This window comes from Gemmata palustris (assembly GCF_017939745.1).
Lineage (GTDB): Bacteria > Planctomycetota > Planctomycetia > Gemmatales > Gemmataceae > Gemmata > Gemmata palustris.
Genome location: NZ_JAGKQQ010000001.1, coordinates 2,997,833 through 3,011,307, shown reverse-complemented (window position 1 = coordinate 3,011,307; position 13,475 = coordinate 2,997,833). Strand labels below are relative to the sequence as shown.

Below are 13,475 nucleotides of genomic sequence, written 5' to 3'. Positions count from 1 at the left end.
CGAAACGGTGACAGTCACCGCCGCTCACCGGGTGCTCTCTCCGATCACCCGATTCACCAGCGGCGGGAGCGCATTACGATCAGGCGAAGATTTCCTTCGCCACGGTCCCCTTCACGTCGGTCAGGCGGAAGTCGCGCCCGGCGTACTTGTAGGTCAGCTTCTCGTGGTCCAGGCCCATGAGCGCCAGGAGCGTCGCGTGGAAGTCGTTCGTGTGCATGCGCCCCTCCACGGCCTTGATGCCGTACTCGTCGGTCGCGCCGTAGGTGGCGCCCTTCTTCACGCCCGCACCGGTCAAGAACATCGGGTAGCCGGTGATGTTGTGGTCGCGCCCGTCCGCGCCCTGCGACGTCGGCAGGCGTCCGAACTCGCTGCCGAACAGCACGAGCGTGTCGTCCAATAGCCCGCGCGATTCCAGGTCAGAAAGCAGTGCGGCGGTCGGCTGATCCACGGACCCGCACCGGTCGATCATGCCCTTGTGCAGGTTGTTGTGGTGGTCCCACCCCGGCTGGCAGATCTCCACGAACCGCACGCCGGCCTCACTCAGGCGCCGGGCCATCACGCACTGCCGCGCGAACGCGCCCGCGGGGCCATCCTTCACGCCGTAGGCTTCGAGCACTTTCTTCGGCTCTTTGGAGATGTCGAGAAGCTCCGGCACCTTGCCCTGCATCTTGAACGCCAGCTCGAACGACTCGATCACGCCGTCCACCGCGTCGGGGGCGCCGGACGTGGCCGCGAGGTCGCGGTTCATGTTCTGGATCAGGTCGATCTGCTTGCGCTGGAGGTCGTTCGCGGCGGTCGCCTTCAGGTTCGGGAGGTAGCCCACGTCGTTGATGCGCGTGCCCTGGAAGTGCGCCGGGAGGAACGCGCTGCCGTAGTTCACCGCCCCGCCGAAGTTCGGCGGCGGGTTGATCGTGACGTACCCGGGCAGGTCCGCGTTCTCGCTGCCGAGGCCGTACAGCAACCACGCGCCCATGCTCGGCCGCGTGAGGGCCGCGTTCGCGCTACCGGTGTGCAGTTGCACCACGGCTTGCGGGTGCGCGGGGGTGTCGGTGTGCAGCCCGCGGAGCCACGTCAGCTTGTCCGCGTGCTTGGCCAAGTTCGGGAGCAGTTCGGAGAACCACGAGCCAGTCGAACCGTGCTGCGAGAATTTGAACTTCGACGCCGTAAGTGTGCCGCCCCCGGGACCGGGCTTGCCGTTGTCCTTCACGAGCTGCGGCTTGTAGTCGAACGTGTCGTGGTGCGACATCGCCCCGTTCATGTGAACGAAGATCAGGCGCTTGGCCTTGGCCTTGAAGTGCGGCTCTTTCGGTGCGAGCGGCTTCGGCGCGGCCTTGTCCGCGGCGCGGGCGGATTCACCGAGCAGGCCCGCGAGGGCGAGGTAGCCGAAGCCCGCGCCGGCAGACTTCAGTGCTTGGCGGCGCGAAAAAGGAGCGTATGGTGCGTGGGTCACGAGTAAGTTCCTTATTGGGATGTTTTGGGTTCTTGAGTGTGGTCCGCCCGCGTTACGAGCGGACCACACGGAAGCGGTCAGCGCACGTACCGGAACTCGGCACTGGCGAAGAGGGCCTGAGTGAGGGCCATCCACGCGGCGGTCCTGGCGTCCTTCGGTTGGACCACTTCCTCGGTGACCGTTTCGCCGGTCTGGTCGATCTGGTCCGGGTCGAGCGGCGGTTCGCCCGGCTTCGGTGCGTCCGCGGGCTTGGGCTTCTTCGGCGGGGCGACGGCCTTCGGCGGGTTCGCGCGGTACGCCGACTCGTATTCGCCCACGAACGCCTTCGCCCGGTCGATCTCCTTGTCCGTCGGCGTGCGCCCCAGAGCGAGCTGGTAGGCGGCCTTCACGCGGTCGTCGTCGGTCGCGTCCTTGGGCTTCAGGACGCGCTCGGCGAAGCTGATCGCCTGCTTGCGCACGAAGATCGAGTTCAGGAGGAACAGTGACTGGCCCGGAACCGTGGTCGTGTCGCGCGTGCCGCTCACGAGGGTCTGGTCCACCGGGTCGAAGGCTTCGAGCGCGTGCGGCGTGACCCCGCGCAGGAGCGGCAGGTACACGCTGCGGTACCGCGCGGCGTCGGCCTGGTCGTTGATCGTCTTCGCTTCCGGGCCGTTGTCGCGCATCTCCACCATGCGGAGCGCCTTGGCCGACGAGCCCTCGGGCCGCTTGGGGTCGAGCGTGCCGGCAGCGGCCAGCGTCGCGTCGCGGACCTCCTCGGCGCTGAGCCGGCGCGGGGCGTGCCGCCAGACGAGCCGGTTCGCCGGGTCCGCCGTGCGGTGCGCTTCGGTCGCATCCGAACCCAACTGGTACGCGCGGGTGAGCACCAGTTGCCGCACGAGCTTCTTCACGCTCCAGTCGTCGGCGAGGAAGCGGTTGGCCAGGTGGTCGAGCAGTTCCGGGTGCGTGGGGGTGTCGCCGGTCACACCGAAGTTATCGACCGTGTTCACGATCCCGGTGCCGAACAGGTGCTGCCACACGCGGTTCACGGCGACGCGCGGGGTGAGCGGGTTCTTCGGGCTGGTGAACCACTGCGCCAGTTCGAGCCGGCCGCTCTGCTTCGGGTTCACCTTCGGGGCGCCGGGCACCTCGAACGTCGTCAGGAACCCGCGCGGCACGGTCGGGCCGAGCTTTTCGGCCTCCCCACGCAGGCGCACCTCGGTGTCCGCGATCACCTGGGCGTCACGTGCCCCGTGGACCGCGTGCCCGCGTGCGGCCGGGTCCGTGAGGGCGTTCAGTTGCCCCTGAAGGCCCTCGTACTTGAGCCGGAACGGGCGCTGGGTCGGCTGACCGTTGGCCGCGGTCTTCAGACCTTCGGGCGTTCCGCGGATCGCGTCCCACGCCTTCTTCGCGACCTCCACTTCGGCCGTGAGCTTTGCGACCTGTTGCGGGTCGGCCGGCGGGAGTTCGCCGCTGAGCTTCACGAGCATCCCCGGGACGTAGTACGCCAGCCCCGCGCCGCCCATCTGGTTCCGCAACCCGGCCGCGTTGTCGGTACTGGTGAAGATCCCCGCGAGGGCGTAGTAGTCGACTTGCGAGATCGGGTCGAACTTGTGGTCGTGGCACCGGGCGCACGAGACCGTCAGCCCGACCACGGACCGCGTCACGGCGTCGATCTGCTCGTCCACGTTGTCCATGACGAACCGGACCTTGAACCGCTGGTTCACGTCCTTCACGCCGAGCGCGAGGAGCCCGGTCGCGGTGAGCTGGCGGTCGCGCTCGTCATTGTTGGCCGCCGGGAGCAGATCTCCCGCGATCTGCTCCTTGATGAAGCGATCGAAGGGCACGTCCGCGTTGACGGCGTCGATGACGTAGTCGCGGTACTTCCAGGCGTGCGGGTACGGGATGTTGCGGCTCGGTCCGGTGCTCTCGCCGTAGCGGGCCACGTCGAGCCAGTGCCGGCCCCAGCGCTCGCCGAACGCGCGCGATGCGAGCAGTCGGTCCACGACCTTCTCGAATGCCTTCGGGCTGTCGTCCTTCAGGAACGCTTCGATCTCGGCCGGCGTCGGCGGAAGGCCGGTGAGGTCGAACGTGACGCGGCGCAGGAGCGTGAGCTTGTCCGCGTCGCCGACCGGTTTAAGTCCCTTCGCTTCGAGCTTCGCGAGGAGGAAGCGGTCCACATCATCCCGCGCCCACGCCGCGTCGTTGACTGCGGGCGTTGTGGGCTTCGTCAGCGGCTGCCAGGCCCAGTGCTCCTTTTTGAGCTTCTCGTACTCGGGTTTGGCCTTGCCGAGTGACGCGGGGACGCGGAGCGCGGGCCACACGGCCCCGTCCTTGATCCACTTCGTCAGCGTTTCGACCTGCTCCTCGGTGAGGTGCTTCCCCTCGATCGGCATCCGGCGCTTCTCGTTCTTCTGCGTGACGCGCGTGATGAGCAGGCTCTTGCCGGGGTCGCCGGGCACGACGGCCGCGCCGGTGTTTCCGCCCGTGAGGAGCCCCCGGTGGTCGTCCACGCGCAGCCCGCCCGCGGGCTTGGTATCGGCTGAGTGGCACTGGTAGCAGTGGTCCGTAAGGATCGGCCGGACCTTCTTCTCGAAGAACTCGACCTTGGTCGGGTCCGGGGCCGCGGTGGGCGCCGGCTGCTGACTCGTCGCGAAGCCCGCGAACGTCAGGATGACGAGCGGGGCTATGTGCTTGGGACCGAATCTCATGTGCGAATCCGATGGCGGTTATTGTTGATAGTCGGCTTGTTTTCTTGACATCATCTGAAGGCCACGGCGAACCCGAACGCGGGGGCCGCGGCCACGCGCGAACCGGCCGGGACGAGTTCCGCGGTCGCCCGGCGCAGGGCGCTGACGGCTTGCGGTACGTCGACGAGTCCGGCCCACCCGATGAGGTTCGCGTCGGCCGTTCCCCACCCGGCACGCGGGTGACACCCGATCCAGAAGTCGCCCGGGCGCGGGCTCGTGCGGTCGTCGGCCACGTCCAGAGCGAACCGGGCCGCGATGCGGTCGAGGGTCGCGCGGAACGGGCAATCGTCCCCGTAAACGAGGCGGGTCACGTCCAGCCCTTCGTCCTGCCAGGTCACCTGAATCACGGGTCGCTCCCGAATACGATTTTCACGAGCCGCGACCGCAAGGGAGCGGTTACAGCGGCATTGTTGTTCGTGGTGCGTGCCACAAAACCGAGGACCGTCCGTTGTGCCTCCGCTCCCTTGCGGTCGCGGCTCGTCAAACTACTCCGCTCTCTTGCGGTCGCGGTGTGTCGGCTCAGTCGTTAGCGCGGGGACAGTCCCAGGTTCACGTCCTTGGTCGTCGGAACCGTGACGGACCACCCGCTGGTCTTGAAGTCGAGGTAGCGGGCCTGCACCCTCGTCGTTGAGAATCGGTCGGCCGGGAGAACCAGGATTACGGCTTGCGACCTTTCCCGAGATCGTCTGAGGCCTTCAGGCGAATCGGTTCGAGCCCGGTTGTCGACGCATCGACTTTGACGCGGAACGTGTTCTTGCTCGCGTCCTGGTAGCGCCCGCCGAGCCGATCGACTTTGGCAGCCTCGCGATCCCCCCCCGAACCGACCGCTGTCTGGGGGTACCAGGTGATCGCGACAGAGTACTCACCGGTCAACGCGCCTTCATGCGTCTTCCGAGTTTCGGATTCGTAGGTGGACACGACGAACGACCCGTCCGGGCCGACGATGCCGGTCGGCCGTGCCGACGGATCATCTGGCCCCGAGATGGGCACGAGCGCCACGAGCGCCCCTTCCGCCGGCTTGTCGCCGATGAACAATTGTCCGCGCGTCGGGACGTAGCTTTTGCCCGCGTCGGAGCAGCCCGCGAGCGAGAGGCTCAGGGCCGCGAACAGTAACCCTTGCAACGGGCGTTGATAACCGAGGATCATCTGGTGTGGCCCTTCGTAAACGAGTTGCAATCGCAGGCTTTAGTAGTTGGGAATCACTTCACCGCCGCTGCGGGTAAAGGCCTGAACGACGGTGTTGAACGGCGTGGACGCGCTGAGGAACCGCACGGAGCCGTCCCCGAGCAGAATGTTCGCCCCGCCGGTGTGGAACGCGTAGATCTCGTCGGCGTTAGTGCAGTTGACGCCGCACGCGCCGCCGTAAGTGACAGGGTTCGTGTTCAGGTTGATGCCGGACAGCCAGTTGACCGATCCGCCGAGGCAGCAGTTCGCCCAGGCCCCACCCATGTCGAAACCCGGTGTCGTCGGTTGTTGCTTCCCGGAGATGTAGAGCACGTTCCGACCGGCATCCTCGGCGAGGAGCAACGTGTTCGACAGGCCGTCCGTCACTGCCGTGATCTTGCGGTTGACACCGCGACCCATGATGCCCTCGCCGGTCTGGTCGGCGATGGGGTACGGGTTGACGGTGGGGTTGCCGAGTGTCACACGGAAGTAGGCCATGTAGTCGAGCGCGCCGCGATTGGCGGGGATGGCCCGGGCGGCAGCGTCGTCGCCGCCCGGCGTCGACGGGCAGACGAAGTTCGGAATGCGCGCCTGAATGATCGTCGCGTTGCCCGCCGCACTCCACGCGACGTTCAGGTCGTACTGCCGGGCAACGGAGTCTTGCTCCAAATAAGGCAGCACCTCGACGGTCCAGCCGTGCGGCTGGGAGTAGGGCTTGTTGGTCATCCAGGCGAAGGCGGGGTTGTACGGCGCCATCGGGAATCCGCCCTGAGCGCTCTCGAAGTTGTGGATCGCGAGGCCGAGTTGCTTCAGGTTGTTCTGGCACTTCATGCGCGCGGCGGCCTCGCGCACCTTCTGAACGGCCGGGAGGAGCAATCCGATGAGGATCGCAATAATGGCAATTACGACCAACAATTCGATCAGCGTGAACCCACGCGGAAGAGCATTACGTTTCACTGACGGACTCCGTTTCGCGACAACTCGTCGTCTGCGATTTTTTCGCACGGACAGTTGCTTGCTACTCCCGAACGAAGCACCACGCTCCGGCCAGAAGGAACGAAATAACGAACGGAGAGAGATGTGATCGACAGTTCCCGGGGAGCGCATTCAAGGACGGGAAATCACTTCCCTTCCGTTCTCGAATTGCGTTTCCTGGCCAGGTGCCCGATTGAGGAGATCGGTGCCCCTGTGAGGACTTAATATTTCAATATCCATCGCCATTGTCAAGTTTATTTTCGGCTCGTTTTCCAGCATTCTTGATGAATTATTACTAATCCGGTGCGCGGAATGTTCTTTTGGCGTGGTGAATTGAAGAAATGAGACCACAACAGCCCGGTTCACGGTGCTTCCGCCCGGTGCTACGGAAGCCGGGCCCGTGTGTGTTTCGTAAACCGAAAAGTGGTGGGGCAGGCCGCACGCCCCCTTGGGAGTCCAATTCTGTCCCGGAGCGAGGATCATCCCACGACTCTCGCACCCCGCAGCCCGAACGGGCGCGTGGGAGCGCATCGTCCTCGAAGCCACCTGTTTTTCCCTTAACCTTCAACACAGGCGCTCCGGGGTGGAAAGCCATTGGCTTTCTGCGCCGCATCGAGAAAGAGATGAGGCGATCGGCCGGCCCCTCCGCGGTAGACGGTTCCTTGCCTCCGCCCCGGAGGGGCCGGCGTTCGCAGCACCGGGCGGAAGCCCTGTGAATCCCCGTGCGACCCTTGTGCAAAGCGAAAGACCCCATGCCCGATATCATCGCGTTCGGTGAAGTTATGGTGCGGCTGGCGCCGCCGCACTTTCAGCGGTTGGAGCAGGCGCGCTCACTCGATCTGGAGATCGGCGGCGCCGAACTGAACACCGCGGCCGGACTGGTGCGGCTCGGGCGCTCGGCGGCGTGGGTGTCGCGGTTGCCCGACAACCCGCTCGGCAAACTCGTGGCGAACCGCGTGCGCGAGATCGGCGTGTCCGACCAGTTCGTCCAGTTCGCCGAAGACGGCCGGTGCGGGCTGTACTTCCTGGAGTTCGGCGCGTCCCCGCGCGCCAGTTCCATTCTCTACGACCGCAAAGACTCTTCGGTTGCCCGGGCGCACCGCGGCATGTTCGATTGGCCCGCGATCTTTAACGGCGCGAAGTGGTTCCACGTCTCCGGCATCGCCGCGGCGCTCAGCCCCGGCGCGGCGGAAGTGGTCGATGAAGCGATGCACGCGGCACGCGACGCCGGCGTGAAGGTGTGCATGGACCTCAACTACCGCTCGAAACTCTGGGCGAAGGACCACGCAGCCGAGGTGATGAGCATTCTGCTGCCCCAAGTGGACGCGCTCATCGCGAGCGAGGCGGACGCGGAGCACCTGTTCGGCATCACGGGCGACAGTTTCACCGAAGTGGCCAAGGGGCTGGTCGAGAAGTTCGGCGTGACGACTGTGGTCGGCACGCGGCGCGAGGCGTCGCTCGTGTGGCGGAACCGGTTCGCGGCGGTCGGGTATTCGGCCGGCGTCACGCACGAATCCGAGTGGTACGAGGTCGAAATCGTGGACCGTTTGGGCGCGGGCGACGCGCTCGCGGCCGGACTGATTCACGGCCTGATTGACGGCGACTTGAAGAAGGGGCTCGACTACGGCGCCGCGATGGGCGCGCTCAAGCACACCGTTCTCGGCGACCTGCCGTGGCTCACGAAGGACGAGGTCGAAGCCGCGATGCAGGGGCAGGGGCTGCGCATCAAGCGCTGAGGCACCGCCCGGGCCGCATCCGTGTCGGCGCGAAGGGCATCACGCGGTGTGCCCCAGGGTACGAGAAGACGCTCGGGCTCCGCCCGGCGTTCAGACGTGTCGGCCCGAACCCACCACAGAACAACCGTGGTGCTCGGGACGGCCCCGGTAGTGGCGTCGGCCTTCAGTACGGCGGTCAATACATGCTTCGTGGAGCGCCACAACGGGACCGATCGAAACCGGCGCGCGCCGTAAGGCGCGCAAGACCTACGGGTTCTCGACGGACTGGGACGTACATCGTGCGGCCGCGGTGTTCAGCGACTTCAGTTACAACTTCTGCTGGCCCGTGCGGGTCCGGAGTGTAAAGGGCGGCGACGGCCGCTGGCGAACACGAACTCCGGTGCTGGCGGCCGGGCGAACCGGCCATGTGTGGTCCTTGCGAGAGTGGCTGGCGTTACCCGCCGTGCAACAACAGTAGGACCCCACCGGAGCGAGATGGTGGTGGAAATATGTGCCTGCTTTGCACGCGAATTTGGCGGCACGGTCGAGGCGCAAGCCTAAATTTTCATTCCACTTCCGCTACGGTCATGGTGCCGACACAATTGTGAGGTCCGGTCACAATAATTGGGCGCAAGGCTAGTTCCTGTTCATAACCTCGTGCTACGATTCACCTGTTACTTTTCTGACACCCAATTTGTCGACCGGACAATTCGACGCGCCCGGCCGCCACTCACGACCAATGCCCAACATCGTGGATGTGATCGCTTCAAGGAACGCGCCGGCGACCGATGCCCGGTTCCGAACTCTCATTGAGAAGAGCCTCGACGCGACCGTTCTGCTCGACGCGGACGGTGTGGTCGAGTACGCCAGCCCGTCCAGCGCCCGGCTCGTGGGGTACGCCCCCGCGGAACTCGCGGGGACCGACGGGTTCGAGTACGTTCACCCGGGGGACCGGGACCGGGTGCGGACCGCGTTCGTGGCGCTCGTGGTGGAACCCGATGCCACGTTTATCGAGACGTACCGGGTGCGGCACAAGGGCGGGGCGTGGCGCTGGTTCGAGGCCCGGGCCGTCAACCTGCTGTGCGAGTCGAGTGTCGGTGCGGTGGTCGTTACGTACCGGGACGTGACCCAGCAGCGCGAGGTCGAGGACGCGCTCCGGGCGAGCGAGCGCCGGTTCCGCGCGCTGGTCGAGAACAGTTCCGACGCGGTCGAGTTACTCGCGGCCGACGGCACCATCCTGTACGCGACTCCCGGCGTGGTTCGGACCGGCGGGCGGACCGCGGACGAGATCGTGGGGCGGAAGGCGTTCGAGTGGTGCCACCCCGAAGACGCCGCGCAGTTGGCCGCCGAGTACGAACGGTTCCTGACCGAGCCGGGGGCCGTCGTGAGCGGGGAGTACCGGTACCGGCACAAGGACGGGTCGTGGCACTGGGTCGCGGCCACTTGTACGAACCGGTTGTGCGACCCGGCGGTCGGGGCCGTGGTGGTAAACTCGCGCGACGTGACCGAGCGGGTGCGCGCCGAAACCGTGTTACGGGCCGCGATGGAGGGGAGCTTGGACGCCGTCTTCCTGTTCGCCAGTGAGCGCGGTCCGGACGGTTCGATCCGCGATTTTCGCTTCACCGATTTGAACCAGAAGGCGGCCGCGCTCCTCCAGATGGACCGCGCCGCGGTCATCGGGGAACAACTGTGCGAATTGTTCCCGCTGCACCGGCCCGCCGGGCTCTTCGACCGGTACGTTCGTGTGGTCGAATCCGGTGAGACGCTGGAGGAAGAGTTCCCGTTGGATCTCGACGGCGGGCGGGTGATATGGCTGCACCATCAAGTGGTGCGGACCGGGGACGGGGTCGTCATCACCAGTCGGGACGTGACCGCCCGAAAGGGCGCTGAGGACAAGCTGCGGCGCAGCGAGGACCAGTACCGGCGCCTGTTCGAGGCGAGCCCGCACCCGATGTGGGTGTTCGATACCCAAACCCTCGCGTTCCTCGCGGTGAATGACGCGGCCGTCGCGCGGTACGGGTACACGCGCGACGAGTTCGCGCGTCTGACCCTCCGGGACATCCGGCCCGTCGAGGACGTCTCGGCTCTGATGGCGGATCTGGAAACCCCGGTCAGCCCCCGGACGTGGCGCCACCGGTGGAAGGACGAGACCGTGCGCCTGGTCGAGGTGACCGGCCACGACCTGGAGTACAACGGGCACCCCGGGCGCCTGGTCCTGGCCCACGACGTCACCGACCGCGAGCGCACGAGCGCGGCCCTGCGCGAGCGCGAGGAACTGCTGCGGAGCGTCATCGCCCACATCCCGTGCGGGGTGTTTTGGAAGGACCGGAACTCGGTCTACACCGGGTGCAACGACCTGTTCGCCCGGAACCACGCGCTCCCCGGTCCCGAGGCGGTCGTCGGGCACACGGACCTCGAACTGGGCACCGCTCCGGCCGAGGCCGAGGCGTTCCGCGCGTTCGATCGGCGCGTGATGGAGACCGGGGAACCGCTGCTCGGGATCGAGGAAGCGCTGACCCGGCCGAATGGGACGCGGGTGGTGCTCCTGACCAGTAAGGTTCCGCTCCGGGACGCGGCGGGGGCGGTGGTCGGGGTTCTCGGGGTGTACCAGGACATTACCGACCGGACGCGCGCCGAGGACGAGGTCCGGGCGTGGAAGGCCCGGTACGAGGCGGCGGTCAAGGCCACGGGCCAGGTACTTTACGATTGGGACGCGGTGAGCGACCACTTGGCGTGGGGCGGGAGCTATCAGTCCATTCTCGGCTACCAGGGGGCCGAGATGCCCCTCCAGTTGGTCGGTTGGTTCGCGCTCGTCCACCCGGACGACCGACCCGCGTTCACCCGGGAGGCCGAGCGCTGCGTGGCGTCCGAGAGCCCGTTCCGGCTGGAGTACCGGGTGCGCCGAAAGGACGGCGCCTACATCACCGTCGACGACCAGGGGCACTTCGTGCCCAACCCGACCGGGCCGTCGACCCGGATGGTCGGGTTCGTGTCCGACGTGTCCGAGCGCCGGCGCCTGGAAGAACAGTACCGGCAGGCGCAAAAGATGGAAGCGGTCGGGCAACTCGCGGGGGGCGTGGCGCACGACTTCAACAACCTGCTCACCGTCATCAACGGGTACAGTGACATCATTTTGGCGAGCCTCCACGCGCACGATTCGGTGCGCCCGATGGTCGAGGAGGTGAAAAAGGCCGGAACTCGGGCCGCGGACCTGACCCGGCAACTGCTCGCGTTCGGCCGCCAACAGGTGCTCCAGCCCAAAGTTCTGGACCTGAACGATGTCATTAAGGGCGTGACCCAGATGCTCCGCCGGCTCATCGGCGAGGACATCGTGCTGGTTCTGCACCCGGACCCCGGGTTACTCCGGGTGAAGGCGGACCCGGGGCAGTTGGGGCAGGTGCTGATGAACCTGGCGGTGAACGCCCGCGACGCGATGCCGATCGGTGGGGCTCTAACGATCGAGACCCGGAACGTGACCCTCGGGGCCGGTACCGCGGTCGACGGGGCTGAGGTGCGGTCGGGTGCATACGTTCGACTCTCGGTTTCGGACACCGGAACGGGAATGACGGACGACGTTCGGCGGCACATTTTTGAGCCGTTCTACACCACCAAAGAGCAGGGCAAGGGAACGGGGCTCGGGTTGGCGACCGTCTACGGCATCGTGAAGCAGTCCGGCGGGCACATCGAGGTGGAAACCGCCGTCGGGCGCGGGACGACGTTCCGGGTGTACCTGCCCGGCACCAGTGCCCTCATGCCGGGCGAGAACCCGGCCGACAGTACCGCGCCGAAGGGCGCGGAGGTGGTCCTGCTGGTCGAGGACGAGGCCGGGGTCCGGGCGCTGGCGCAACTCGCGCTCCGCAAACGGGGGTACACGGTGCTCGCCGCCGGTGACGCCGAGGAAGCGATGACGGTCGCGGCCCAAAGCGATCGGCCGGTGGACCTACTGCTGACCGATGTGGTGATGCCCGGTATGGGCGGGCGCGCGCTGGCCGCGCGGCTCCTCGCCGATCAGCCGTGGTTGAAAGTTCTGTACATGTCGGGGTACACGGACGACGCGGTCGTTCGGCACGGGGTCGAGTCCGCGCAGGTCAACTTCCTGCAGAAGCCGTTCACACCGTCCGGCCTGGCGCGGAAGGTCCGAGAAATTTTGGACGCACACACGCCGCTCGAGAGTTAGTCCCGTTGCGGTGTCCTTTTAGCGAGCCGCGACCGCAAGGGAGCGGTAGCGCCTCCCGCCCCTTGCCAGTAGTTTCAAGGCGTTGCGTTGGTTGTAAGTGTATTGTGTGGCAGGGTAATACATCGTGTGCGTGGGTATCGTGAGCGGATCCGTTGCGTGAGCCAGTCGAGCATCTCGGCCAACGGGAACTGGGCGACCCAGGCGGTCGGCGCGAGCCCGCGTGCCCGAGCGATCCGGAGCGTCAGGTACACCCACACCTGGCGCAACAGGGGCCACGCCCTCGAGCAGCAACCGGTACTCGGGGTTGGTGCTGGTGGTCCACCCGCGGGCCTGGTTCTTCTGCCGATAGCTGGTCTCGATCCCGAACCGCTCTCGGTACCGCCGGCGCCCCAACCGAGCCCGGTTCGCCTCCGACACGGCGGTCGCATCGCCCCACCCGCGGAACGCTACACCCGGGCGTGCGATTCGCCCTTCCGTTGCCACACGAGCACCCGAGTCGATACCGCCTTGCGGCTCTTCTCGGTGACCCACCCATGGTGGTGATGGTGCCGTGGGGTTGGGTGTAGCTGGCGTTGCGGCGGTTGGTACCGGTGCCCTTCTTGCGCATCGGGACCGTGTAGCTCAGGTTCCGTTCCTGCAACAGCAACAGGGTCTCCCGCTGTCGAACCCGGCGTCCAGAACCACCCCGCGGACCGTGAGCCCGCGGGCCGCCACCTGGTCCAGAAGGGTCTGCACCTGCTGGTGCGGCAGTTCCTTTCGTCACGCTCATCAGCCCCACGGTGTACCGCCGGTGCTTGTGAATCAGTACCCCGGTGGCGTGCGCGTGAAAGAACGAGGTCCCGGCCTTCTTGGGTCCGCCGATGATCCCCGGGGTGCTGCGATCCCCATAAAGGGGACGTAATGCACATCGATGGCACACGTCCACCGGCGCCTCCGGTCCCGGCGTGAACCCCCACCTGGTGAAGGGGATCCACCAACCGGGCCGTGAGTTGGTCCCAGGAACCCCGGTTGGCGTGCATCGCCTGTCGCGCGGTCTCGTGGGAGAACCCGAAGTACCGGGTCACTACCGCGAACAACGTGCGGGTGGTGCCCGCGATCAACAGCACCAGGTCGAGCAACTGGGTGCGCGTGACCGACCGCTTGTAGTCGGTCCAACCCAGGGCCCGTTCAACGTTCGGCGCGTCAGTGCGTGGACCACCGCCGGGGTGATCGTAGAGTAACCACGTCGCATGGGAGGCCCCGTTCAAGTGCCTGAGAACCTTGAACTT

Annotated in this window: 9 protein-coding genes; 3 read left to right on the top strand and 6 right to left on the bottom strand. The window is 66.6% G+C overall.

The window, feature by feature from the left end; translation table 11 throughout:
* Window positions 1-79: 79 nt before the first annotated feature.
* The 5 genes from J8F10_RS12225 to J8F10_RS12205 all read right to left on the bottom strand — a co-directional run bounded on the left by J8F10_RS12225 (window position 80) and on the right by J8F10_RS12205 (window position 6,297).
* Window positions 80-1,450, bottom strand: a complete 1,371-nt coding sequence (locus tag J8F10_RS12225) for a DUF1501 domain-containing protein (RefSeq protein ID WP_210654089.1) — start codon at window positions 1,448-1,450, stop codon at window positions 80-82.
* Between the two features lie 77 nt (window positions 1,451-1,527).
* A complete protein-coding gene (locus J8F10_RS12220; protein WP_210654088.1) occupies window positions 1,528-4,137 on the bottom strand; it encodes a PSD1 and planctomycete cytochrome C domain-containing protein in 2,610 nt (869 codons plus the stop codon).
* Between the two features lie 50 nt (window positions 4,138-4,187).
* A complete protein-coding gene (locus J8F10_RS12215) occupies window positions 4,188-4,523 on the bottom strand; it encodes a hypothetical protein (RefSeq protein ID WP_210654087.1) in 336 nt (111 codons plus the stop codon).
* Between the two features lie 310 nt (window positions 4,524-4,833).
* Window positions 4,834-5,322 carry a hypothetical protein gene (locus J8F10_RS12210; RefSeq protein WP_210654086.1) on the bottom strand — a complete coding sequence of 163 codons (489 nt, stop codon included), beginning with the start codon at window positions 5,320-5,322 and terminating at the stop codon, window positions 4,834-4,836.
* A 39-nt stretch (window positions 5,323-5,361) separates the two neighbouring features.
* A complete protein-coding gene (locus tag J8F10_RS12205) occupies window positions 5,362-6,297 on the bottom strand; it encodes a DUF1559 domain-containing protein (protein ID WP_210654085.1) in 936 nt (311 codons plus the stop codon).
* A 770-nt stretch (window positions 6,298-7,067) separates the two neighbouring features.
* Here J8F10_RS12205 and J8F10_RS12200 point away from each other — a divergent pair.
* Together J8F10_RS12200 and J8F10_RS12195 are read left to right on the top strand one after the other, a co-directional pair.
* Window positions 7,068-8,051: a sugar kinase gene (locus J8F10_RS12200; RefSeq protein WP_210654084.1), complete on the top strand. Its 984-nt coding sequence runs from the start codon at window positions 7,068-7,070 to the stop codon at window positions 8,049-8,051.
* Window positions 8,052-8,769: 718 nt separating this feature from the next.
* Window positions 8,770-12,207, top strand: coding sequence for a PAS domain S-box protein (locus tag J8F10_RS12195; protein WP_210654083.1), 3,438 nt, complete (start codon window positions 8,770-8,772; stop codon window positions 12,205-12,207).
* 74 nt (window positions 12,208-12,281) lie between these two features.
* Here the strand turns inward: J8F10_RS12195 and J8F10_RS38740 are convergent, their stop codons facing one another.
* On the bottom strand, window positions 12,282-12,473 hold the full coding sequence (locus tag J8F10_RS38740) for a hypothetical protein (RefSeq protein WP_246523202.1): 192 nt from the start codon (window positions 12,471-12,473) through the stop codon (window positions 12,282-12,284).
* Window positions 12,474-13,191: 718 nt separating this feature from the next.
* Between J8F10_RS38740 and J8F10_RS12185 the strand changes: the two genes are divergently transcribed.
* Window positions 13,192-13,353, top strand: coding sequence for a hypothetical protein (locus tag J8F10_RS12185; RefSeq protein ID WP_210654082.1), 162 nt, complete (start codon window positions 13,192-13,194; stop codon window positions 13,351-13,353).
* The last annotated feature ends 122 nt before the right edge of the window (window positions 13,354-13,475 follow it).